The sequence below is a fragment of the Halomonas cibimaris genome (genome assembly GCF_039537045.1).
GTDB classification, from domain to species: domain Bacteria; phylum Pseudomonadota; class Gammaproteobacteria; order Pseudomonadales; family Halomonadaceae; genus Vreelandella; species Vreelandella cibimaris.
The window spans coordinates 61,547-85,328 of the sequence record NZ_BAAAZT010000009.1; the positions used below are offsets into that span (position 1 = coordinate 61,547).

At 65.7% G+C, this 23,782-nt stretch carries 19 protein-coding genes; 4 read left to right on the forward strand and 15 right to left on the reverse strand.

Annotated features, from left to right (window positions below):
* The first annotated feature begins 3 nt into the window (after positions 1-3).
* Entirely contained in the window at positions 4-1,368 is a 1,365-nt protein-coding gene (locus tag ABD654_RS00900) for an AmpG family muropeptide MFS transporter (protein WP_344701353.1), read from the forward strand.
* On the opposite strand, the gene ABD654_RS00905 is transcribed toward ABD654_RS00900, so the two are convergent.
* A complete protein-coding gene (locus ABD654_RS00905) occupies positions 1,352-3,169 on the reverse strand; it encodes an SEC-C metal-binding domain-containing protein (RefSeq protein WP_344701355.1) in 1,818 nt (605 codons plus the stop codon). The genes ABD654_RS00900 and ABD654_RS00905 overlap by 17 nt on opposite strands.
* A gap of 130 nt (positions 3,170-3,299) precedes the next feature.
* A complete protein-coding gene (locus ABD654_RS00910; RefSeq protein WP_344701357.1) occupies positions 3,300-4,406 on the reverse strand; it encodes an ABC1 kinase family protein in 1,107 nt (368 codons plus the stop codon).
* A 147-nt stretch (positions 4,407-4,553) separates the two neighbouring features.
* Between ABD654_RS00910 and ABD654_RS00915 the strand changes: the two genes are divergently transcribed.
* The 3 genes from ABD654_RS00915 (at position 4,554) to ABD654_RS00925 (ending at position 8,075) form a co-directional block, all read left to right on the forward strand.
* Positions 4,554-6,467: a DNA topoisomerase III gene (locus tag ABD654_RS00915; RefSeq protein ID WP_344701359.1), complete on the forward strand. Its 1,914-nt coding sequence runs from the start codon at positions 4,554-4,556 to the stop codon at positions 6,465-6,467.
* A gap of 153 nt (positions 6,468-6,620) precedes the next feature.
* Positions 6,621-7,136 carry an invasion associated locus B family protein gene (locus tag ABD654_RS00920; RefSeq protein ID WP_344701361.1) on the forward strand — a complete coding sequence of 172 codons (516 nt, stop codon included), beginning with the start codon at positions 6,621-6,623 and terminating at the stop codon, positions 7,134-7,136.
* Between the two features lie 18 nt (positions 7,137-7,154).
* On the forward strand, positions 7,155-8,075 hold the full coding sequence (locus ABD654_RS00925) for a ketopantoate reductase family protein (protein WP_344701363.1): 921 nt from the start codon (positions 7,155-7,157) through the stop codon (positions 8,073-8,075).
* A 39-nt stretch (positions 8,076-8,114) separates the two neighbouring features.
* On the opposite strand, the gene ABD654_RS00930 is transcribed toward ABD654_RS00925, so the two are convergent.
* From ABD654_RS00930 to lepA, 13 genes are all read right to left on the reverse strand, one after another.
* Entirely contained in the window at positions 8,115-9,266 is a 1,152-nt protein-coding gene (locus ABD654_RS00930) for an enoyl-CoA hydratase/isomerase family protein (protein ID WP_344701365.1), read from the reverse strand.
* A gap of 52 nt (positions 9,267-9,318) precedes the next feature.
* Positions 9,319-11,967, reverse strand: a complete 2,649-nt coding sequence (ppc, locus tag ABD654_RS00935) for a phosphoenolpyruvate carboxylase (RefSeq protein WP_344701367.1) — start codon at positions 11,965-11,967, stop codon at positions 9,319-9,321.
* A gap of 52 nt (positions 11,968-12,019) precedes the next feature.
* Positions 12,020-12,832: a nucleoside triphosphate pyrophosphohydrolase gene (gene mazG / locus ABD654_RS00940; RefSeq protein WP_344701369.1), complete on the reverse strand. Its 813-nt coding sequence runs from the start codon at positions 12,830-12,832 to the stop codon at positions 12,020-12,022.
* A gap of 3 nt (positions 12,833-12,835) precedes the next feature.
* On the reverse strand, positions 12,836-15,100 hold the full coding sequence (gene relA, locus ABD654_RS00945) for a GTP diphosphokinase (protein ID WP_344701371.1): 2,265 nt from the start codon (positions 15,098-15,100) through the stop codon (positions 12,836-12,838).
* Positions 15,101-15,105: 5 nt separating this feature from the next.
* Positions 15,106-16,548, reverse strand: a complete 1,443-nt coding sequence (locus ABD654_RS00950; protein WP_344701373.1) for a TRAM domain-containing protein — start codon at positions 16,546-16,548, stop codon at positions 15,106-15,108.
* Entirely contained in the window at positions 16,549-17,445 is an 897-nt protein-coding gene (cysM, locus tag ABD654_RS00955; RefSeq protein ID WP_344701375.1) for a cysteine synthase CysM, read from the reverse strand.
* Positions 17,446-17,525: 80 nt separating this feature from the next.
* The gene (gene acpS / locus ABD654_RS00960) at positions 17,526-17,903 is read right to left on the reverse strand and encodes a holo-ACP synthase (RefSeq protein ID WP_344701377.1); all 378 of its coding nucleotides are present in this window, start codon (positions 17,901-17,903) and stop codon (positions 17,526-17,528) included.
* A gap of 3 nt (positions 17,904-17,906) precedes the next feature.
* Positions 17,907-18,707 (reverse strand): pyridoxine 5'-phosphate synthase, encoded by an 801-nt coding sequence (gene pdxJ, locus ABD654_RS00965; RefSeq protein WP_344701379.1) that lies wholly within the window; start codon positions 18,705-18,707, stop codon positions 17,907-17,909.
* 33 nt (positions 18,708-18,740) lie between these two features.
* A complete protein-coding gene (recO, locus tag ABD654_RS00970; protein ID WP_344701409.1) occupies positions 18,741-19,445 on the reverse strand; it encodes a DNA repair protein RecO in 705 nt (234 codons plus the stop codon).
* A gap of 19 nt (positions 19,446-19,464) precedes the next feature.
* Positions 19,465-20,364, reverse strand: coding sequence for a GTPase Era (gene era / locus ABD654_RS00975; protein WP_344701381.1), 900 nt, complete (start codon positions 20,362-20,364; stop codon positions 19,465-19,467).
* Entirely contained in the window at positions 20,361-21,053 is a 693-nt protein-coding gene (gene rnc / locus ABD654_RS00980; protein ID WP_344701383.1) for a ribonuclease III, read from the reverse strand. The genes era and rnc overlap by 4 nt, the downstream gene beginning before the upstream one ends.
* A 93-nt stretch (positions 21,054-21,146) precedes the next feature.
* A complete protein-coding gene (gene lepB, locus ABD654_RS00985; RefSeq protein WP_344701385.1) occupies positions 21,147-21,950 on the reverse strand; it encodes a signal peptidase I in 804 nt (267 codons plus the stop codon).
* Between the two features lie 10 nt (positions 21,951-21,960).
* Complete coding sequence (gene lepA / locus ABD654_RS00990; protein ID WP_344701387.1) at positions 21,961-23,778, reverse strand: translation elongation factor 4; 1,818 nt, start codon at positions 23,776-23,778, stop codon at positions 21,961-21,963.
* Positions 23,779-23,782: the final 4 nt, after the last annotated feature.

Sequence of the window (23,782 nt, forward strand, 5' to 3'; positions counted from 1 at the left end):
TCCATGCCCGTTCTTCAGGCCCGGCGCAGCTGGCGCGAATCCCTAGCCGTTTACGCCCGCGCGCCGGTGATCACCATGCTGTTTCTGGGCTTTTCCGCCGGCCTGCCGTTTTTGCTGGTGTTCTCCACGCTTTCCGCCTGGCTGAGAAGTGCCGGGGTGGAAGTCGCGGCCATCGGTTTTTTTGCCTGGGTCGGCATGCTCTATTCCATCAAGTTCTTCTGGGCGCCGGTGGTGGATCGCGTCAAACTGCCGCTGCTGACGCGGCTACTGGGCCAGCGGCGCAGCTGGATGCTGCTCGCCCAGGCCATCATCGCCGCCGGCCTTGTCGGCCTTGCCGCCACGCCGCCGCTGGGCAACCTTGGCTGGGTAGCGGGCTTTGCCCTGCTGGTGGCGTTCGGCTCAGCCACCCAGGACATCGCCATCGACGCCTTTCGCATCGAATCCGCCGCCGACGATAATCAAGCGGCCATGGCCTCGACCTACATCATCGGCTATCGCGGCGGGCTTTTGGCCGCCGGCGCCGGCGCGCTGTACGTGGCCTCGGCGCTCTCCTGGCACGCCGCCTACCTGACCATGGCGGCACTGGTGGGCGTGGGCATGGTGGCGGTGCTGGTACGCCCCGAGCCCCGGCGCCTGGCCGCCGGCGACAGGCCCGTGCTGGAGCCTCGGGTACGCGCGTTTCTGCGTAAAACCCGCCATCGGCCCCGGCTTTGGCGTCACCTCGGCGCCTGGGTGATCGGCGCGCTGGTGTGCCCGTTCACCGACTTTTTCGTGCGCCACGGCGTCAAAGCGCTGGCGCTGCTGGCGTTTGTCGCGGTGTTTCGCGTAAGCGATCTGGCCATGGCGTCCATGGCCAACCCGCTGTATATCGATCTGGGCTTTTCTTTGGCAACCATTGCCAACGTTACCAACGTTTTCGGCATTGTGATGAGCATCGGCGGCGGCGTGCTCGGCGGGCTTTTGGTGGTGCGCTACGGCATCGGGCGAATGCTGGTAGTGGGGGCCTTGCTCACCATGCTGACCAACCTTTTGTTCGTCGCCCTGGCGCTTGCCGGCGACCGACTGCCGATGCTGGTGATGACGATTATCGGCGACAACCTGGCCAACGGGCTGGCAAGCGCGGTGTTTATCGCTTTTTTATCGAGCCTGACGTCCCGGGCCTACACCGCCACCCAGTACGCGCTTTTCTCCTCGCTGATGACGCTGCCGGGCAAGTTTTTGAGCGGCTTCGGCGGGCTGGTGGTAGGCGCCCAGGGCTACGCCGGCTTTTTTACCCTGGCCTCGCTGCTGGGCATCCCTGCCGTGCTGCTGGCGATCTGGGTCAGCCGCGATCTGTTCGCCGCGTCACCGGCTAGCGGCGCGCGCTAAGCCAGGCAAGCGCGCCGGGGGTGGTGCGCCACTGATCGCGCATCAGCGTGCGGTACTGCCAGGCCTCGGCCTTGGTCCCGGGGTCGATGCGCCCGGCCTTGTCCGGCAGCACCGGGCGCGGGCTTTCAGCACACAGCATCGAAAGCGCGTAGCGGCTGTAGCGCTTGACCTCGGCCAGCGCGGCCTCGGCCTGCTCCCAGCGCTCCAGGCGATACAGCGCCAGGGTGCGCCCCATGAGAATCGTAAGCCACAGCGAGCCGTCGTCTTCGGCGCTGTCGGCCAGCGCCAGCGCCTCCCGGTTGCGCGCGTCGCGCAGCAGCTGGTCGAGCACCAGCTCGCGCAGCCCCAGGCGGTCTTCGCGGTTGATGGCCAGCAGCTGCTCGGCGAGCCTTCGCGAGTGCTCGCGGGCGCCGCGCTCCATCCCCACCACCAGCGCCAGCCCGGTGCGCAGCAAAAAGGCATTGTCGCCGTCGTCCCAGCACAGGCTGCCCGCGCCCTCGGCACGGGCCTGTTCCAGCCAGCGCGAAAGCCTTCGCGCCAGCGGCTCCAAAAGGCTTGGCGCCATCCACGGCAGGCTGCCAAAGCGGCTGGTCAGCGCAAGCGTTACGTCCTGCACCACCTGGGGCGAGTCCAGCCATTCGGGGTTGGCGCAAAGCGCCGACATCCATTCCACGGCGTTGCCCCAGGGGTCATCGCGAAATCCCAGCGCCATGTCTTCGTCAACCATCACCTGAAAAACCTCGTGCCAGGCAGCAAACAGCGTGCCTTCACGGGCGCTTTCGCGGTATTCGATACGCTGACGGTCGACGTCAGCGCGCAGATCAAGCTTGGGCGCGACGGGCAGCGCCGCCAGCAGCGACTGCAGGCTGATCAGCGGCGTGGCGAGATCTTCCTCGGCGCTGAGCAGCTGATCGGCCAGAGTGGCGCCGGGGTTGTCGGCCAGCGCGGCAAGAAAGTCGAGCTGGTCTTCGTCCAGCTCGCCCTGACGCAAAAGCCGGCGATACCAGAAATCCGCCCGCTCCCGGGCTTCTTCTTCGTGGCCTTCGTGGAGCAGCAGCATCGCTTCGATGTAGGCAAGCGTAGGCGAGTCCGGCAGCGCCTGCTGGGCACGCACAAAGGCCGTCCGGGCGCTGTCGAGGTCGTCGTTGTCCAGATGCGCCAGGCACAACCGTTCCAGGGCCACGCCGCGCAAGAACAGCGGCCCGCGCTTGAGCACTTCGTCCAAAAGCTCGCGGCGCTTGCGGGTAAAACCGCGTTCCTGGAACAGATCGAGCAAAATCTCGAACGCCGGCTCGGCCTGCTCCGGCAGGCGCGACCAGTCGCGGCGGTCGAAAAGCGATTCCAGTATCTGCATGGCACGGCCGGTCTGGCCGCTTTCCGCGGCGACCAGCCCGGCTTCCAGCAGCGCCTGAGCCGGGGCCTCGCCGCTGTCGAGGGCGGCCTTGAGCGTGGCCCCCTTCCACTCGCGCAGCGACAGCATCCACATCATCTGCGCGGGAATTTCCGTGGGAAAATCCACCCGGTAGCAGCAGTGCTTGTATGGGCGTCCGGAATCGCACCAGCACGGCTCGTGGCGGCCGGGCTCAGCCAGCGGCTCGCTGGCAAAACCCAGCCGCACCAGCGGCGTCTGCGACCAGAGCACCGGCGCCAGCGCCTGCGGCGTGGCGGCGTCGCCGTTGAAATAGTCTCCCCCTTCGGCGCGCACCCAGATCATGAAATCCGGGTAGTGCTCCTTTTGCCTGATGGCCGCAAGCGCCGCCGAGGCAAAATTCAGCAGCTGATCGACCCATACCGCCAGCATTGCCGTCTCCATCGTCTTTGACCGGCGCAAAAGGCCGCGTATAAAGCGCCGTAGTCTAGCATGACCGCGCGCCGCTACGCAGGGGTGAGAAGCGGATCGTGAAGGGGGATCAAGGGCCGTGAACCAGGCATCAAGAATAGGCGCGCGCCCAGCGCAGCAGCGGCTGGCAGCGCCTTTGCATGTCGAGCCTGGCGCCCAGGCGCACCATGTTCCAGTAGTGGCCGTTAAGCGCCCGGGACAGCAGCAGCGTATCCGCCGGCGGCTGCAGGCGGTCCATGGCCGCCCATACCCGGGGCGAGAGCGCGCGCAGGCGGCGGTGCACGCGCACGTCGGCAAAGTCCTGCTCGCCCGGCGCAAACAGCGGGGCTACCGCCTCGGGCACCGGGATTACGGCGCCAAAATCGTAGATAATCAGCCGCGAGTCGTCGTCCACGGCGAAGTTGCCGGCATGGGGGTCGGCGTGGAGCTCGCCGTAGGTGAAAAGCTCCTCGGTCAGCCAGTCGGCCAGGGTCGTGGCCGCCTGCTGGCGCGCCTTATCGCCGGCGACTTCATCCAGAGGCGTGCCGGGCAGGTAGCGCATGGCCAGCACGCGTTCGCCGCAAAGCGCCTCGACCGGCTCGGGAATGCAAAGCCGCGGCTCGTGACGGTAGCGTTCGCGGTAGCGGGCAAGGGTTTGCGCCTCGGCGCGGTAGTCCAGCTCGTCGCGCAACCCCGCGGCCAGCTCCTCGAACAGCGCGTCCAGCCGCGACGCCGATACCTTGAGCCAGCGGCCCAGCCGCATTATCCGCTTGACCTGGCGCAGATCCCCTTCCAGAGCGTCGGCCAGGCCCGGGTACTGCACCTTGAGCACCAGAGTTTCGCCGTTTCGGGTCACGGCCTTGTGCACCTGCCCCATGGAGGCGCTGGCGAAAGGCTGCGGTTCGATATGACGAAAGCAGGCGTCGAGATCACCGTACTCGGCGACCAGCGTCTCGCGGATGCGCGGCCAGGGCATGGGCTCGGCCTGGCGCTGCAGGCGCGCCAGCTGCTCGGCCAGCTCCGGCGGCAGCACGTCGTCCCACTGGGCCACGATCTGTGCGAGCTTCATGGCCGGGCCGCGCAGTTCGGAAAGCCCGTCAAACAGCGCCTCGCCCAGCGCGTTCCAGTCGGCGCTGCCGGCCATGCGGTTTTTCAACACCGCGCCGCCGGTGCGCGCGCCGAGCCCGAATAGCCGCCGCGTTCTGCCGCGTTCACGCATGGTTTCTTCCTCAATGGAGCATATCGTACAAAAGCTATACGATAAGCGCGCAAAAGCAAAGCCCCGTCGACCGCTGTCTGCACGGCCGGAGCCGCCCGACTCTGCTATGATGCCGCGCTGTCCTCTTTTTCTGCCCGAGTGCGTGCGATGCGTTTGATCATTGCCGAAAAACCCAGCCTTGCCCGCGCCATTGCCGATGCGCTGCCCGACCGCGCACGGAAGGAAGACGGCGCGCTGTACGCCGGCGACACCGCGGTGACCTGGTGTCTGGGCCATCTGCTGGAACAGGCCCCGCCCGAAACCTACCACAGCGCCGACAAGCAGTGGCGCCTCGATCGCTTGCCCATTGTGCCGGCGGCGTTCCAGCACGTGCCCAGGCCCAAGGCCCGTGGCCAGCTCGCGGTGATCCGCAGGCTGCTGAAAAAGGCCGATACGGTGGTTCACGCCGGCGACCCGGACCGCGAAGGCCAGCTGCTGGTGCAGGAAGTGATCGAATACCTGGGCTATCGCGGGCCGGTCAAGCGCCTTTTGGTCAACGACTTGAACCGCCCGGCGGTCAAAAAAGCGCTGGGACAGCTGCACGATAACGCCGAGTTTGCCCCGCTGTACCGCGCTGCCCGCACGCGCTCCCAGGCAGACTGGCTGTACGGCATCAACCTGACCCGGGCCTGGACGCTCACCGGCCGCCAGGCCGGCCACAGCGGCGTGCTTTCCGTAGGCCGGGTGCAAACCCCGGTGCTGGGGCTGATCGTGCGCCGGGACGCCGCCATTCGCGCGTTTGTGCCCTACCCGTTCTATCCGCTGTGGGTCGATGCGCGCGTTGCCGGCGGCGAGCTGCGCGCCTGGTGGGTGCCCCAAAATACCCACCGGCTGGACGACAGGGGCCGGCTGCTGGAGCGCGCCCCGGCGGATGCCCTGGCCGACGCGCTGCCCGGCCGCGAAGGCCGGGTGGCGGCGCTCAGCCAGCAGAAAAAGCGCCAGGCGCCGCCGCTGCCCTACTCGCTGTCGGCGCTGCAGGTGGACGCTGCCCGGCGCTACGGCCTTTCCGCCAAGGCGGTGCTGGACACCTGCCAAGCGCTTTACGAGCGTCACCGGCTGATCACCTACCCGCGCTCGGACTGCCGCTACCTGCCCCGGGCGCATCTGGCTGAGGCCCGGCAAACGCTTGCCGGCGCCTGCCGGACGGACGCCACGCTCAAGGAATGGTTCGACGGCGCCGACTTCAGCCTGCGCTCGAAAGCCTGGAACGATAGCAAGGTTGGCGCTCACCACGCCCTGGCGCCCAGCGGCAAGGCGCCGAACTTTGATCAGCTGTCCGCCGCTGAGAGTAAGGTGTTTCGGCTGATTGCGCGCAACCTGCTGGCCCAGTTCTACCCGCCGCTTGTCACCTTCGAGACCAGGGCCGAGCTGTCCATCGCCGATGAAACCTTCCGCGCCGGCGGCCAGCAGGTGCTGACCCCGGGCTGGAAGCCGCTGTTTACCACCCGGGAAGAAGCCCCGCCGCTGCCGCCGCTCAAGGAGGGAGAAACGTGCCGGGCCACCGCCGCCGGCGTTGAAACGCGCGAGACCCGCCCGCCGGAGCCGTTTACCGACGCCAGCCTGATCAAAGCGATGATGAACATTGGCCGCTACGTCGACGACTCGGCGGTCAAGCGCACCCTGCGCGACACCGACGGCCTGGGCACCGAGGCCACCCGGGCGGGCATTATCGAAACCCTGGTGACCCGCGGATACCTGGTACGCCGGCAAAAAGCCCTGCGCGCCACCCGCCTGGGCGCAGCGCTGATCGGCGCGCTGCCCGAGGCCGTGGCCGCTCCTGCACGCACCGCGCTTTGGGAGCAGCGCCTGGGCGCTATTGCCGAGGGCCGAGAAGACGCCGGCACCTTTCAGCAGGCGCTGATCGACGATCTGCGCGGCCTGCTGGCCCAAAGCGACGCCGGACGGCTGCGCGAAAGCCTGCAAACCGCGCAGGGAGAGGCCGTAACGGCACGCCCCGGCGCCGGCGCTCGGGGCACAACGCCGGGCAAAAAAACGGCGCGACGCGCTGCACGCCGGCGCTAGCCAGGAGCAACGCTTGCATTGTGCAGCGCCGCTCGGGCATTCTGGCGGCCACTCTGCGCCTATCGCTCACGCCTGCTCGCCAGCGCTGTCAAACCGGCGGCCTGCGCACATAGCGGCACGGCGTTTCTCTTGATAACAAGGAGTTCTCGCTTGATGATAAAACAGATCGCGCTCCCGCTTCTCACCGCCGGACTGTCAGGCCTGATGGCCCTATCGCCGACGGCGCACGCCCAGCGTTCAGCCCCGGCCATGGACACCGAAACCTTTCAGGCCTGGGAGGTCAGCTGCCCGGCCGGCGCACCCCAAGGCGGCTGCACCATGTCCCAGACCGTCGAAGACGCCAGCGGCGAGCCGGTCGTGCAGGTCGTTGTGGGTAATCCGCCGCAGCTGGACAGCGCCGCCATGACCGTACTGACGCCGCTGGGCGTGCGCCTGGCCCCCGGCCTGCAGCTGCAGGTCGGCCGCCAGGAGCCGGTGGGCGTGCCCTACCAGGTATGTCTGCCCCAGGGCTGCCGAGCCGATCTGCCGCTGCGCCCGGATCTGCTGTCTCAGCTCAAGGGCGGCAGCACCGCCACGGTCAGCCTGATCGATCCCAACGGCGAGCGCCTGGATCTGGACGTATCGCTGATGGGCTTCACCGCTGCCAAGCAGCGCGTTGACGCGCAGTAAGCCGTCCACCACCGGCACATGAAGCTCGACGCGCGCGCCTCTCATATCGTAGTTGGCCCCGGCGCACTGGGGCGCACGCTGGCGCACGCGCTGGCCGATCGATGCGCGGTCACGCTGCTCGCCCGCCGCCCTTTTCCCACCCGGCAAACGCTGATCACCCCTGAAGGCGAAAGCATCACGCGCGTGCTGCCTGTTCTCCGGCCTGAAGAGCTGGCCGGGCGTGACGCCCCGGCGTTTTGTCATCTGACCACGAAAGCCTTTGTCGCCGAGCGCGCAGCGGCGGCCCTGCTCGGCACCGTCCCCGGCACGCCGCTGGTGCTTTGGCAAAACGGCTTTGGCGTACAGCCGCGTCTGACCGCGCGCTGGCCCGGGCCTGTGCTTTGCGCCTCGACAACCGAGGGCGCCTACGTCATCGACGATGCCACCGCGGTGCACGCCGGGCGCGGCGAGAGTGTGATCGGCCATTTGCACGGCCGCTATACCGGCCTTGCCCGCACGCTGGCCGCTACGTTGCAAAACGCCGGGCTGAAGGCAGCGGCGGTGGACGATATCGCCACCCGGCTGTGGCACAAGCTGGCGGTAAACGCCGCGATCAACCCGCTGGCAGCGCTTTACGAAGTGCCCAACGGCGCGCTTGCCGAGCCGCGCTTTGACGCCGAACTGGCCGCTGTCGTCGAAGAAATCGCGCCGATTCTAGCCGCCAACGGCATCGCCCCGCCGAGCGGGCAGGGGGCGAGCGGGTGGCGACAGCGCGTGATGCAGGTCATTCAGGCCACCGCCAACAATCGCGCCTCAATGCTGCAGGACATCGACGCCGGGCGGCCCACCGAACGCAAGGCCATTCTGGCCCCGCTGATCGAGCGCGCCGAGCACCACCACCTGCCCTGCGCTACGCTTTGCAGCCTCCATGCTCGGCTGGCGGCAAAAGAGGCCCGCTAGCCAAGCGTCAACGCCGAGCCGCGCTATATCAAAACGCGGCTATACCAGATCAGCCAGCGGATTCTCGGCGAACGGATCCACCAGCATGCCTTCCACAAACGCAGGCTCCACCTCACTTAGGCGGGCATAGCGAAACTGCGGATTGCGGTCTTTATCCACCAGCAGCGCGCGCACCCCTTCGGCGAGATCACCCTGACGGCAGCACTGCACGGAAAGCGCCAGCTCCGCGCGCAGCACCTGAGCCAGCGACATATAGCGCGTGCGCTCAAGCTGGGCGGCGATCAGCTTGATCGACAGCGGACTGCCTTCGGCCAGGGTCTGGCGGGCCCGAACAAGCCAGGCGTCATCGCTGGTGTCGTCAACAATCGCGGCGACCTGCTGCTCTACGGTGTCGTGGTCCATCAGCGTGCGGACATGCCCTGCCTGCGCTACCGCCGGCATCGGCATGGCGTCGAAAAGACCGGCGCGGCCGGCCTCGCGCTCCAGCCCGCGCAGCACGCCGTTAACCACGCCGTGGGCGTCCAGCGCCCGGGTCGCCGTGCGCCATTCGGCCTCCATCAGCCGCTGAATCATGGTATCGCGCGTATCGCTTGCCAGCATCCGGTCGGCAAATCCCAGCCGGCAGGCGTCACAGGCATTGAGCCGGCTGCCGGTCAAGGCCAGAAAGCGGCCCATGCTGCGCGGCAGGTGGTTGAGAAACCAGCTGGCGGCAACGTCGGGGTAAAGGCCGATGGTGACCTCGGGCATGGCAAGCGTTGATGTCTCGGTCACCACGCGGTGGCTGCCGCCGCTCAAAAGCCCCATGCCGCCGCCCATGACGATGCCGCTGCCCCAGACGATCACCGGCTTGGCATAGGTGTGCAGGGCGTAGTCAAGACGGTACTCCCGGGCGAAATAGCGCTCGGCAAAGTCCGGGGCCTGATGCAGCGCCGCGGCCGATAGTTCTTCCGGCGCGGTAATCGCCCGGTACAGTGCGACCACGTCGGCGCCTGCGCAAAAGGCCTTTTCGCCGGCGCCGCAGAGCACCACGGCCACCAGGTCCGGATCGTCTTGCCAGGCCGCAAGGCGGGCCAGCATCGCCTCGATCATGTCAAGCGTCAACGCGTTGAGCGTGCGCTCGGCGTCCAGCCGAATCTCGCCGACGCTGTGGCCGTCCAGGGTGGGATGCTCAATAAACAAAACGTCGTTCATGGTGCTTTTGCCTCCTTGAAACCGATGACTCATGGTGTCGGCTCAGCCGCGCCTAGCCGGTATTACGCAAGCCGGCGGAAATGCCCGCCATGGTCACCATCAGCGCCCGGGAGAGATCGGCGCTGATCGCCCCGTCAGCGTCGCGGTTGCGCTGCAAAAGTTCGGCCTGAAGCCCGTGCAGCGGGTCGATATAAGGGTTGCGCACGGAGATGGCCTGGCAGATCAGCGGCGTTTTTTCCAGCAGCTGGTCCTGCTCTAAAAGCGTCAATACGCTTTTTTCCAGGCGTTCGAAGCGCTCGCGCAGCCTGTGCCCCAGCGCCTTGAGCGCCGGCTCGTCCACCAGGCGGTGCTCGTAATAGGCGGCAATGCCCACGTCGGCCTTGGCCAGCAGCATTTCCAGCATATCGAGATAGGTGCCGAAAAACGGCCAGCGATCGCGCATTTCCTTGAGCACCGCAAGCCCGCCGGGCTCTTCCAGACGTCCGCTGAAGGCCTGCTCGCTGCCCAGCCAAGCAGGCAGCATCAGCCGCGTCTGGGTCCAGGCAAAGATCCACGGAATGGCCCGCAGGGTTTCCACGCCGCCGTCCTGGCGGCGCTTGGTGGGCCGCGAGCCCAGCGGCAGCCGGCCAAGCACGCTCTCCGGCGTTACCGCGCGGAAATACGGCACAAAATCCGGGTCGTCGCGCACCACGTCAACGTAGATCTGGTGAGACACCTCAGCCAGCCGATCCATTTCTTCGCGCCAATGCGCCTTGGGCGCCGGCGGCGGCAGCAGGGTCGCTTCCAGCACCGCACAGGCGTAGATTTCCATGGAGCGCAGGGCGATATCCGGCTGGCCGAACTTAAAGCGGATCATTTCGCCCTGCTCGGTGACGCGTAAACTGCCGTCTACCGAGCCCGGCGGCTGGGAGAGAATCGCGGCGTGAGCCGGGCCGCCGCCGCGGCCCACCGCACCGCCGCGGCCGTGAAACAGCGTCAGCGCCACCTCGTGGCGATGGCACACATCCACCAGCGCTTCCTGGGCGCGATACTGCGCCCAGGCGGCGGCCAGCTGGCCGGCATCCTTGGCCGAATCCGAATAGCCGATCATCACTTCCTGATGGCCGGGCATCCGCGCGCGATACTCCGGCAGCGCCAGCAACCGGTCCATGACGTCGCCGGCACGGTCCAGGTCGTTGAGCGTTTCAAACAGCGGCGCGATGGGCATTGTCGTTTGGCCGCCCACTTCCTGTAGCAAAAGTGCGACGGTCAGCACATCCGACGGGGCCGAGGCCATGGAAATCACATAGCTGCCCAGCGCCTCGGGATGCTCGCCGGCCACCACGCGAAAGGTTTCCAGCACTTCTCGGGTTTCCGCCGAGCACTGCCAGCGCAGCGGAATCAGCGGCCGGCTGGACTTGAGCTCGTCGAGCAAAAAGGCCTGGCGCTCGTCTTCGCTCCAGTCCTGATAGCGGCCAAGGCCCAGCTCGTCGGTGATTTCTTCCAGCACCTGGGCATGGCGGCTGGCGTCCTGGCGCAGGTCAAGCTTGGTCAGCGTGACGCCGAACACCGCCACCCGGCGCAGGGTGTCCAGCAAGGCACCGTTGGCGATGGCGTCCAGCCCGGAATCGCACAGCGAGCGGTAGCACGACAGCAGCGGCGCGTAGAGCTGGTCCCGGGTGCTGATAATCGGCCCGCCGTCGAAGCTGCGGCCGGACAGTCCGGCCTCGGCCCAGTCTCGGGTGGCCTGCATGCGCGTAATAATGCGTTTGAGCAGCTCACGGTACGGCTCGGCCACCTCGCCCACTTCGGCTTTCAGGGCGCTGTTGGCCTTCCACATGGACAGCTCGTTTTTCAACTGCTCCAGGTCGCGCAGGTACAGATCAGCGGCCATCCAGCGGCCCAGCAGCAGCACCTCCCGGGTGACGCTGGCGGTGACGTTGGGATTGCCGTCGCGGTCGCCGCCCATCCAGGAGGCGTAGCGAATGGGCGCGGCGTCCAGCGGCAGGCGCTCGCCGGCGGTATGCAGCAGCAGGTTGTCCAGATCGCGGTGAAAATCCGGCACGGCCTGCCACAAAGAATTCTCGATGACCGCAAAGCCCCACTTGGCCTCGTCGACCGGGGTTGGGCGCTCGTGGCGAATCTCGTCGGTGTGCCAGGCCTGGCTGATCAGCTCATCGAGCCGGCCGCGGGCTCGGGTGGCGCGCTCTGCGCTGTCGTCTGCGCCCTCGATGGCGGCCAGGCAGTCGTCAACGGCGTCGTATTTCTGGATCAGGGTGCGGCGAATGATCTCTGTGGGGTGGGCGGTAAGCACCAGCTCCACGCGCATGTCGGCCAGGGTCTTGACCAGCTCTCGGGGCGAGCGGCCCGATGCCTGAGCGCGCGCCAGCAGCTCATCCAGGGAAGGCTGTGTGCCGGGCTTGTAATCTTCCACGTAGCGAAACCGCGCGCGGTAGTGCTGCTCGGCAATGTTGGAAAGGTTGAGAAACTGGTTGAACGCCCGGGTAACGGGCAGCAGGTCCTCATCGGGTAGATTGCGCAGATAGTCGATCAGCTCGCGCTGTTCGAGGGTATCCTGGCGGCGGCCCTGCTTGGCCAGAGAACGAATGGTTTCGATTTTGTCAACAAAGCCCTGCCCCAGATCGTCGGCAATGGTGTGCCCAAGGCTATCCCCCAGAATACGGACGTTGTCGCGCAGGGATTCGTGCAGGTCGTGACTCATGGTATGGCCTCCTGACAGGGGCGCGACCGGCGAAGCGGTGCGCGAATAAAGGTCATCGGCGCGGCGGCGCTTGCGTATCGGCCGACGCCTGCGGCATGTGCTGTCCGCGGTCTTTCAGGCGCGGCTCAACGTGGCGAAAGCGGCTTTCAAACCGGGTATTGGCGGCGCGCAGGGCCTGTTCCGGGTCAACCTTGAGCCGGCGGGCAAGGCCGGTGGCGGCAAACAGCAGCTCGCCTATTGCTTCTCCGGCTCGTTCCCCGGCCCGGTCGCTATCGGCGGCCAGCGCGTTTTCCACGTCGTCCAGCGCCGCGCGCAGGCCGGCCAGCACCTCGCGAGTATCGGCACAGTCCCATCCGGCGTTGGCCGCTCGCTTGCCCAGCTTGGCGGCGCGGGAAAGCGCCGGCAGGGCGCGCGGTACGTCGTCCAGCGCTGACACCGGCGCCTGGGCGCGCAGCTCGCGTTCGCTGGCTTTCAGCGCCTCCCAGCTCTGCTTGACGTCGCGCTGCTCCAGCGCTTTTGGGGCTACACCCGGCGGGCGGCGTGACGCCAGCGTGCCGTCGGGAAACACGTGCGGATGGCGGTTGAGCATCTTGGCCGTCAGCGTGTGTACTACGTCGGCGAAGTCAAAGCGGCCTTCTTCTTCACCAAAGCGGGCGTAATACACCACCTGAAACAGCAGATCGCCGAGCTCGGCGGGCAGCTCGTCGAAGGCGCGCCGCTCGATGGCGTCGGCGACTTCATAGGCCTCTTCCAGCGTGTGCGGCACTATGCTGTCCCAGTGCTGGCGGAGATCCCACGGGCAGCCCTGTTGCGGGTCGCGCAGTACCGCCATCAGCGTTAGCAGGTCATCAACAGTGTAGCGCATCCGCTAAGCTCTCCTGGCGGTGGCGTTTGGCGTGGCGTTGCGCAGCCGGCGCACTTCAATGACGTTTTGCAGCTGCTGGATGCGCGAAAAGAGCCGTCCAAGGGTTTCCAGCCCGTCCACTTCCAGGGTGATGCGCAGCCGAGCGGTGCTGTCGTCGGTATCGGTGTTGACCGCCAGCACGTTGACCTTTTCCTGGCCCAGCAAATGGGTCACATCGCGCAGCAGCCCGGAACGGTCCCAGGCCTGGATCTCGACGGTAACCGGGTAGCGGGTCTGTTCACGCTCGCCCCATTCGGCCTCGATAATGCGCTGGGGCTCTTCGGCGCGCAGCTGCAAAAGATTGCGACAGTCCTGGCGGTGAACGGTCACCCCGCGCCCCTGGGTGATAAAGCCGGCAATGGGCTCGCCGGGCACCGGGCGGCAGCAGTTGGCCATGGCGGTTTTCAGATTGCCTACGCCCAGCACGGTAATATCGCTTTTGGCGCTGCGGCTGGACTGGCGCCGAGGTTTGGCCAACAGCCGGTTGAGCTTTTCCTCATCGTCGTTTTCCCCGAACAGCTGCTGGGCCTGGTTGAGCACCTGGCCGATGCGCAGATCGCCGGCGCCCAGCGCGGCATACATATCCTCGGGGCTTACATAGTTAACGGCTGCGGCAAGCCGGGGCAGGTCCAGCCCTTCCACGGCCAGGCGCTGCATTTCGCGCTCGAACAGCGCGCGACCGTCTTCCAGGTTCTTGTCCCGCGCCTGATGTTTAAACCAGGCCTGAATCTTGGCCCGGGCTCTGGAGGTGCGCACGTAGCCCAGGCTGGGGTTGAGCCAGTCGCGGCTGGGCCCGCCCTTGCTTGCGGTAAGAATTTCCACCTGCTGGCCGGTCTTGAGCGTATAGGTCAGCGGCACGATACGCCCGTCCACCTTGGCACCCCGGCAGCGGTGGCCGACCTCGGTGTGCACGCGGTAGGCAAAATCAATGGGCGTGGAGACACAAGGCAGATCAATGACGTGCCCTTCCGGGGTAAAAACGTAGATGCGGTCAGGCGCAATATCGCTTGCCAAACCTTCGCGCAGATCGCCAAAACTGCCCACTTCGTCCTGCCATTCAAGCACGTGGCGCAGCCAGGCAATCTTTTCTTCGTAGCCGCGGCTTTTTCCCTGGGTATCGTGGCCCTTGTAGCGCCAGTGGGCACAAACGCCAAGCTCGGCTTCATCGTGCATGGCAAAGGTGCGGATCTGGATTTCCAGCACCTTGTTTTCAGGTCCCAGCACCGCGGTATGCAGCGACTGGTAGCCGTTTTGCTTGGGGTTGGCGATATAGTCGTCAAACTCGTCGGGAACGTGGTGCCAGCGCGAATGGACAATGCCCAGCACGGTATAGCAATCGGCCACCTCGGGCACCAGAATGCGCACCGCGCGAACGTCGTTGACCTGGGAAAAATCGATGCCCTTGCGCTTCATTTTGCGCCAGATGGAATAGATATGCTTGGCCCGGCCGCTGACGTCGTAGTCGCCGATGCCCTGAGCTTCCATCAGGCGTTTCAGCGTTTCCACCACGTCGCGGATATAGCGCGTACGATCCAGGCGCTTTTCCGCCAGCTGGCAGGCAATGGCCTTGTACTCGCTTTCATGCTGGTAGCGAAACGCCAGGTCCTCAAGCTCCCATTTGATCTGACCGATGCCCAGCCGGTGGGCGAGCGGGGCGTAAATATCCGCCACCTCGTTGGCGACTTCCAGCGACTTTTCCCGCGGCGCATCGCGCACCTGGCGCAGCGCGCAGGTGCGCTCGGCGATCTTGATCAGCGCCACGCGCACGTCGTCGACCATGTTGACCAGCATTCTGCGCAGATTTTCCTGCTGATTGTGCTGGCTTGGCCCCTGGTGGAGGGCAAGCGGGTCGCTGATGGCCGCCATTTGCAGTACGCCGTCAATCAGCCGCGCTACTTCGGCGCCGAAGCGCTTGACCACGGCCTGCGACGTCAGCTGCTTCTCCCGCACGGCGCGGTACAGCACCGCCGCTTCCAGCGCCGGCTGGTCAAGTTTCAGCTCGCCGAGAATGTCTGCCATTTCCAGCCCCATGCGAAAGCTTGAGCCCGGCGGCAGCCAGCCGGGGCGCACATCGGGCGCTTGCTGGTCGCAGCGCCGGGCAAGCTCGCAGGCTTCGCGCAGGCGCTCGGGGTCGGCCAGGCAAACGTCATCCTGCACACGCGTAAGCCATCGGGCGATATCTACCTGACCGTCTGGCGTCAGCGGCTGATCTTCACGCACTTTGACCATGGGGTTCACTCATCCTGAAGCAGTAGCAGCGTTTCCATGTGAGCAGTGTGCACAAACATGTCGGCGACGGCCACTCGTTGCAGGCGATAGCCGCCGGCCACGAGCTGCGCGGCGTCGCGGGCAAGCGTTGCCGGATCACAGGAAACATAGGCAATCCGTGCCGGGCGCCGGGGCGCGGCGGCCAGCGCCCGGCAGGCGGTCTCGGCACCAGCCCGGGGCGGGTCGAGAATCAGTGCCTCGGGGGCGGCCGTTTCCAGCAGCGCCTCCACGGCGCCGGCCGCGTTAAGGTCGGCCTGAACGGCGTGCACGTCAAGGCCGTTGCGGCGTGCGTTGTCGGCCAGGCGCTCAACCATGGCCGGGTGGCCTTCGACCGCGGTAACGTCGGCGCCGGCGGCCGCTGCGGGCAGCGTAAAGTTGCCGATGCCGGCAAACAGATCCAGCAGCCGCTCGCCGTTCGCCGGGGTCAGCCAGGCCATTACGCGGGCCACCATCTGCGCGTTGACGGCAGCGTTGGCCTGGAGAAAATCCCCCGGCGCCACGCCCAGCGTCAGCGGTGCGCTGCCGGGCAATGCCAGCGTTTCCGCCAGCGCCGGCGGCGCGCTCAGCCAGTCAAGCCGCGGCGTATCCCGACCTTGCAGCAGGCCCAGCGCCACGCCGCCCGAGGGCTCTGCCGCCAGCCGCTCGGCGAAGGCCTGCCAGCGCGCGGTATCACCGGCGTGGGGCTTGAGCTGGCGCACCGTGACCGCGCAGCCGCCGTCGGTGGCCACCAGCTCGACGTGGCCAACGTGGCGCGGTGCGTCGAGCGTGTGTATCACCTCGCGCAGCGGGGCCAGCAGCGCGGCAAGTTCGGGCACCAGCACGTGGCAGCGTTCGATATCCACCAGCCGCTGGCTGCCCGCGGCGCGAAAGCCCACCAAAACGCGCCCCTGGCCGTCGACGTTGACGCCCAGCCGCGCCCGGCGGCGGTAGTCCTCTGCCGGCGTGGCAAGCAGGGCGATGTCGTCGGGAAGTTCAAGGCCCTGGCGGGCCAGCAGTTCACGCACTGCCGCTATTTTATGCATGCGCTGGGCGGCAAGCGTCATATGCTGCAAATCGCAGCCGCCGCAGCGGCCAAAATACGCGCAGGGCGGGGTTTGGCGCAGCGGCGAGTCGCTCAGACGCTGCCTGACGTGCGCCTCGTCAAAGCGCTTGCGAGTGCGGTGCACCGCGATTTCAACCGGCTCGCCGGGCAGCGCGCGCTCAACAAACACGGTCTTGCCCGAAGGCAAGCGCGCCACCCCGCGCCCGTCGTGGGCCAGCCGTTCCACGGTGATCCGCTGCGCCGCCGCGTCGTCCTGCGCGTTCGGCGTTTGCCGGTCGCGCGAGTGCGTCGCGTCGTGCGGCGCCCGCGAAAGCCCCGAAACGCCGGATGCCCGGCGCGGCGGGCGCTTTTTGCCCAGCATGGCCATCTATACCTCCGGGGCGTAAAGGCCGGTGGACAGGTAGCGATCGCCGCGGTCGCAGACGATAAACACAATCACCGCGTTTTCCACCTGCTCGGCGATGCGCAGCGCCCCGGCAAGGCTTCCGCCGGACGATACCCCGGCCAGAATGCCCTCTTCCCGGGCCAGCCGGCGCATGTGCTCTTCGGCTTCGGCCTGGCCGATATCCAGCGTGGTATCCACCCGTGAAGCGTCGAAAATCGACGGCAGATAGGCCTCGGGCCAGCGGCGAATACCGGCAATGCTGGCGCCGTCTTCAGGCTGCAGGCCGATAATTTCCACGTCCGGATTTTGCTCTTTGAGGTAGCGCGACACGCCCATGATGGTGCCGGTGGTGCCCATGGAACTGACAAAGTGCGTCACCGTCCCGCCGGTTTGTTGCCAGACTTCCGCACCGGTGGTCCGATAGTGGGAAAGCGCGTTATCCGGGTTGGCGAACTGATCGAGCGGCTTGCCCTCGCCTCGGGCGATCATCGCATTGGCGATGTCTCGGGCCTGTTCCATGCCGCCCTCTTTGCTGGCCTCGATCAGCGTCGCGCCGTAGGCCGCCATGGCGTGCTTGCGCTCCTGGGAGGCGTTTTCCGGCATGATCAGCACCATGCGATAGCCCATGATCGCCGCCGCCATGGCCAGCGCAATGCCGGTGTTGCCCGAAGTGGCTTCGATCAGGGTATCGCCGGGGGCAATATCGCCGCGCCGCTGGGCTTCGGCCAGCATCATCATGGCCGGACGATCCTTGACCGAGCCTGCCGGATTGTTCCCTTCAAGCTTGGCCAGCAGGGTGTTATTGCGCCCGGCGTTGATGCGCGTCAGACGCACCAGCGGGGTGTTGCCAACGGTATCTTCCAGGGTGGGGTAGTCCATGGTGCGCTCCTTGTTGTCGCCGTTGTGCGGCTGCGTTTTACGATAGTGTATCGCGGCGGATACAGACGAAACAGGCGCGGCTAGCGCTCCAGCACAACGAAGGCCAGGGCGTAGTCGGCCTCGTCGCTTAGCGTAATGTGGCTATGCTGCACGCCGGCCGCTTGCGCCAGCGCCGCGGCCCGGCCGCCCAGGGCCAGCGTCGGCTTGCCCTGGGCATCGTTGAGCACCTGAATATCGCGCCATTCCATGCCGTGGCGAAAACCGGTGCCCAGCGCTTTGACAAAAGCTTCCTTGCCGGCAAAACGCTTGGCCAGAAACGCCGCCGGGTGGGCGTGACGCTGAAACAAGGCCTGCTCGTCGGTGCCCAGCAGACGGTGCGCGAAGCGCTCGCCGTGGCGCACCCGCGCCGCCTCGAAGCGCGCCACCCGGGCAATATCCGAGCCGATGCCGATGATCACGGCTCAGTGCCCGCCGCTGTGCTCATGGTGGTGGTCGTGCGCGTCCAGCGCGGCCATAAGCCCGGCTTCCTGGCCGGCAATGATCAAATGCTTCATCTCGCGGACCGCTTCGGAAAGCCCGACAAACAGCGCCCGGGCGATAATCGCATGGCCGATATTGAGCTCGTTGAGGCCGGGCAGCGCCGCTGCGGCCTCGGCGTTATGATAGTGCAAACCGTGGCCGGCGTTGACGATAAGCCCCTGCTCGCTTGCGTGCACGGCGGCGGCAGTGAGGCGCTGGTATTCGGCGTTGGCGGCAACGCTGCCCGGTGCGGCCTCGGCAAAGCCGCCGGTGTGCAGCTCAACGGTGGCGGCACCGGCGGCCACGGCGGCGTCAATCTGGGCGATATCCGGGTCGATGAACAAGGAAACGTCGCACCCGGCCCGGGCCAGGCGCGCGCAGGCCGCCGCACAGGCGTCAAAGCCGCCGGCCACGTCAAGCCCGCCTTCGGTGGTCAGCTCTTCGCGCTTTTCCGGCACCAGGCAGACGTTCGCCGGTTTGACCTCTTCGGCCAGCGCCAGCATTTCTTCGGTCATCGCCATTTCCAGGTTCATCCGCGTGTTGAGCACCTGGGCTATCAAGCGCACGTCCCGGGGCTGAATATGGCGGCGGTCTTCGCGCGGGTGGACGGTAATGCCGTCGGCGCCGGCCTGCTCGGCGAGCAGCGCGGCCTGTACCGGATCGGGATAGCGCGTGCCGCGCGCCTGGCGCAGAGTCGCGATGTGGTCAATGTTGACCCCTAACAGAATACGCGGGGGATGCATAAAACCTCCAATAAACGGGCGAGACGCCGCACCCTAGCCGGTAGCGCGGGCACGGCGGCGGTGAATCAGATCCTGCATCAGACGGCGCGAACGCAGCTCAGCGTGGCCCAGATGCGGGGCCAGCGCCTGGCGCATCAGCGCTTTTAGCGCGCCGGCAACCCCCGGCTGGTGCCACCCGCCCTGCGCCAGATAGCGCAGCACGCGCCCTTCGATGCCTTCAGTTGCGGGCATGAAACCGCCGCTTGCCGGGTCAAAGCGATAGCGCGTCTGCCCGTCCAGCGCCGCGCCGTTCGAGGTGGCGAAACGCGGCGTGGCACCCAGCGCTTCGAGCAGCGACCATTCATAGCGGCGCAGCGCCAGCATGCGCTCGGCCGGGCGCGGCAGCGCCTTTAGCAGTGCGGTGTAAAACGCAAAGACATCGGCGGCCGGCATCTCCGGGGCCAGCAGCCGGGTGGCCAGCTCGTTGGCGTAAAGCCCGCATAGAAGCCCTTCGCCGGCCAAAAGCGCCACCGGCCCGCGGGTTTCCATGAGCTTCAAGCGTTTGAGCTCACGCTCGCCTTGCCAGGTCACAAACAGCGGCGCAAACGGCTGCAGGCGCTGGCGTGATTTGGCCCCGGGGCGCTGCACGCCCCGAGCCACGGCGCGTATGCGGCCGCGATTGAGGGTTAAAAGCTCGACCAGCGCGCTGGTTTCGCGGTAGGCACGGCGGTGCAGCAGAAAGGCGGGCTCGGGGGACATCGGCCGGGGCACGGACGCCTCAGTCCAGGTGGTAGCCAAGGCTTTTGAGCGCGCGGCTGTCGTCGGACCAGCCGCGTTTGACCTTGACCCAGAGATTGAGCATTACCTTGCCGTCCAGCACGCGCTCGATATCCAGCCGGGCTTCGCGGCCGATGCTTTTGATCCGCTCGCCGCGATCGCCGATCAGGATGACTTTCTGCCCCTGGCGCTCCACCAGAATCAGCGCGCTGATGTGGGTAACATGGCCTGCCTCGCGGAACTCTTCGATCTCCACGGTTATCTGGTACGGCAGCTCATCGCCGAGCTGGCGCATGATTTTTTCCCGCACCAGCTCGGCGGCCATAAAGCGCAGGCTCTTGTCGGTGATCTGATCGTCAGGGAAATAGTGCACGCTTTCGGGCAGGTGCGACATGACTTCGTTTTCCAGCGCGTCTACCTGGGTGCCGTGCTTGGCGGAAATCGGTATCACCGCGGCAAACTCGCGCCTTGCCCCCACGGATTCCAGCCAGGGCAACAGCTCGCGCTTGTCCTTGAGGCGGTCGACCTTGTTGACCGCTACAATCACCGGCGCGGTGACGTTTTCCAGACGCTTGAGCACGGTCTGGTCTTCTTCGCTCCAGCGGGTGCGATCAATGATGAACACCACGCAGTCAACGTCGCGCAGGGCCTGGCTTGCCGCCTGGTTCATAAAGCGGTTGATGGCCTTGTTGCGATCCTTGGCCATGATGTGCATGCCGGGCGTGTCAACGTACACGCACTGCGCCTCGCCCTGGGTTTTGATGCCCATGACCTGATGGCGCGTTGTCTGGGGCCGGCGCGAGGTAATCGACACCTTTTGCCCCAGAATACGGTTCATCAGCGTCGATTTGCCGACGTTGGGGCGCCCAACGATCGCCACGAATCCACAGGTTTGGCTCATGCGTTGTCTCCCGGCCGTTTTTCCAGATAGCCAAGGGCGTGGCTCGCCGCCTGCTGCTCGGCGTGCCGGCGGCTGGCGCCCTTGCCCACGGTATGCTGCTCAAGCAGCTCAACGTGACATTCAACGGTAAAGGTCTGGGCGTGGGCCTCGCCGTTGACCGACACTACATCGTAGTACGGCAGCGCGGCCTGGCGCGACTGCAGAAATTCCTGCAGCCGGGTTTTCGGGTCTTTCTGGGTATCCTGCAGCGAAATCTTTTCCAGCCGCTCGCTGAACCAGGCGCGAATACGCTCGCTGACCGCGGCCATGCCGGCATCCAGATAGATCGCACCGATCACCGCTTCCACAGCGTCGGCAAGGATCGAGTCGCGCCGGTGGCCGCCGCTTTTCATTTCTCCCGAACCCAGGCGCAAACATTCGCCAAAGCGCATCTCCCGGGCCAGTTCGGCCAGGGTCTGCCCCTTTACCAGTCGCGCCCGCAGCCGGGAAAGCTGGCCTTCTCGGGCCTGGGGGAAGCGCTCAAAAAGCGCCTGGGCGATCACGAAGTTGACGATCGAGTCGCCCAGAAACTCCAGGCGCTCGTTGTTGCGGCCGCCGTAACTGCGATGCGTCATGGCAAGCTCCAGCAGCGTCGTATCGTTGAAATCATAGCCGATACGTTGGCTAAAAGCGTTCAGGGACTGACTCACAAGACTCCCACGTCATAGACGTTTCTACGTAAATGTTTATCGGCAGTGTTGTTCACCGCACTACCCGCAGTGCCTACGCCACGTTCGGCGCGGTCACTCAATAGACCTGACGCTGGTAAAGCTTGGCAGACCGCCGTCCCAGTGCATCCACACGGCAAAGGCGCGGCCGACGATATTGCCCTCCGGCACAAAGCCCCAGTAGCGGCTGTCGTTGGAGTGGTCGCGGTTGTCACCCATGACGAAATAGTGGCCCTCGGGCACCGTGACGCGGCGCATCTGCGGGCCCGGATCCAGCGGATTGTTATAGATGGCATGCGGGTCGTCCCTTAGCGTTTCGCTTAGCAAAAGCTGGCGCGGCGAGGCCTCGGGGCCTTTTTCCACCAGCGTTTTGGTCACCGCTTCGCCGTTGACGTAGAGCTGCTTGCCCTGATAGCGAACCTGATCGCCGGGCAGGCCTACCACGCGCTTGATGAAGTTGACCGACGGCTCCTGGGGGTAGCGAAACACCATGACGTCGCCGCGCTCGGGGTCGGCCACGTCGAGAAACTTGGTGTTGATCACCGGCAGACGCAGGCCATAGGCGTATTTGTTGACCAGGATAAAGTCTCCCACCTTGAGCGTGGGACGCATGGAGCCCGACGGAATCTGAAACGGCTCGATGATAAAGCTGCGCACCACCAGCACCACCAGCAGCACGGGAAAAAACGACCGCGCGTAGTCGATCGGCCAGGGCTCTTTTACGAGCTTTTCGCGCTCGGCGCTCCCCAGCTCGCCCCCGCTTGCCGCCTCGGCGCCGGCCAGCCGGGCACGGCGGCGCGGCCGCCAAACAAGCATATCCAACAGGCAGAGCAAACCGGACAGCGCCACGGCAATAACCAGCAGAAGTGAAAAGTTCATGGCGGATGTCCTAGTCGTCGTTGACCTTGAGCACGGCGAGGAAGGCATCCTGGGGAATTTCCACGCGCCCTACCTGTTTCATGCGCTTTTTGCCGGCTTTCTGCTTTTCCAGCAGCTTCTTTTTACGCGACATGTCGCCGCCGTAGCACTTGGCGGTGACGTTTTTGCGCAGCGCCTTGACCGTGGAGCGCGCCACCACCTGGCCGCCGATGGCCGCCTGAATCGCCACGTCAAACATCTGCCGGGGGATCAGCTCTTTCATCTTTTCCACCAGCGCACGGCCGCGCGGATGCGCATGGTCCCGGTGGATAATGATTGCCAGGGCGTCCACCTTGTCACCGTTGATCAGCACATCCAGGCGCACAAGCTTCGCTGCCTGGAAGCGCTCAAAGTTGTACTCCAGCGACGCATACCCCTTGGACAGCGACTTGAGCCGGTCGAAGAAGTCCATGACGACCTCGGACATGGGCAGCTCGTAGGTCAGCTGAATCTGGTTGCCCAAAAACAGCATGTCCAGCTGGGTGCCCCGGCGCTGCTCGCACTCGGCGATGACGTTACCCACGTATTCCTGAGGCACCAGAATACTGGCGCGCACGATGGGCTCGCGCATTTCCGCAATGTCGGCCATGTCGGGCAGCTTCGACGGATTGGACACATAGTGCACGTCGCCGTTTTCCATCATCAGCTCGTAGACCACCGTAGGTGCCGTGGTCAGCAGATCAAGGTCATACTCGCGCTCCAGGCGCTCCTGGACGATCTCCATGTGCAGCGTGCCGAGAAAGCCTACGCGAAAGCCAAAGCCCATGGCGTCCGAGTTTTCCGGCTCATAGGCCAGCGAGGCATCGTTGAGCGAGAGTTTTTCCAGCGCGTCGCGAAACCCCTCGTAGTCCTCGGCGCTGACCGGGAACATACCGGCATAGACCTGCGGCTTGACCTGCTGAAAACCCGGCAGCCGGGGCACATCGGGCGTTTTGCTGTGGGTGACGGTGTCCCCCACCGGCGCGCCCTGGATATCCTTGATACCGGCCACCAGAAAGCCCACTTCACCGGCGCGCAGCACGTCGGTTTGCTTGCGCAGCGGCGTAAAGATGCCCACTTCGGTGGACACCCAGTCGCCGCCGGTGGACGAAATACGCACCTTGTCGCCCTTGCGCAGCGTGCCGTCAAACAGGCGTACCAGCGAAACCACGCCCAGGTAGTTATCAAACCAGGAATCAATGATCAGCGCCTGCAGCGGCGCGTTGGGATCGCCCCGGGGCGGCGGCACGTCGCGTACCAAACGCTCAAGCAGCGCCTCGATACCCAGCCCGCTCTTGGCGGATACCTGGCAGGCATCGGTGGCGTCAATGCCGATAATTTCTTCGATTTCCTGGGATACGCTGTCCGGATCGGCCTGGGGCAGATCAATTTTGTTGAGCACTGCCAGCACTTCCAGGTTCTGCTCTACCGCCGTGTAGCAGTTGGCAACCGACTGCGCCTCGACCCCCTGGGCGGCATCCACTACCAGCAGCGCGCCTTCACAGGCATACAGCGAGCGCGATACCTCGTAGGAAAAATCCACGTGCCCCGGGGTATCGATAAAGTTGAGCTGGTAGATTTCGCCGTCGGCGGCGTGATAGTCCAGCGTGACCGACTGCGCCTTGATGGTGATACCGCGCTCGCGCTCGATATCCATGGAGTCCAGCACCTGTTCTTTCAGCTCGCGGTCGGTGAGCCCGCCGCACACCTGGATCAGCCGATCCGACAGCGTAGATTTGCCGTGGTCGATGTGCGCAATAATGGAAAAGTTGCGTATATTATTGATAATGCTTCGATTTTTATCTGTCATCAGG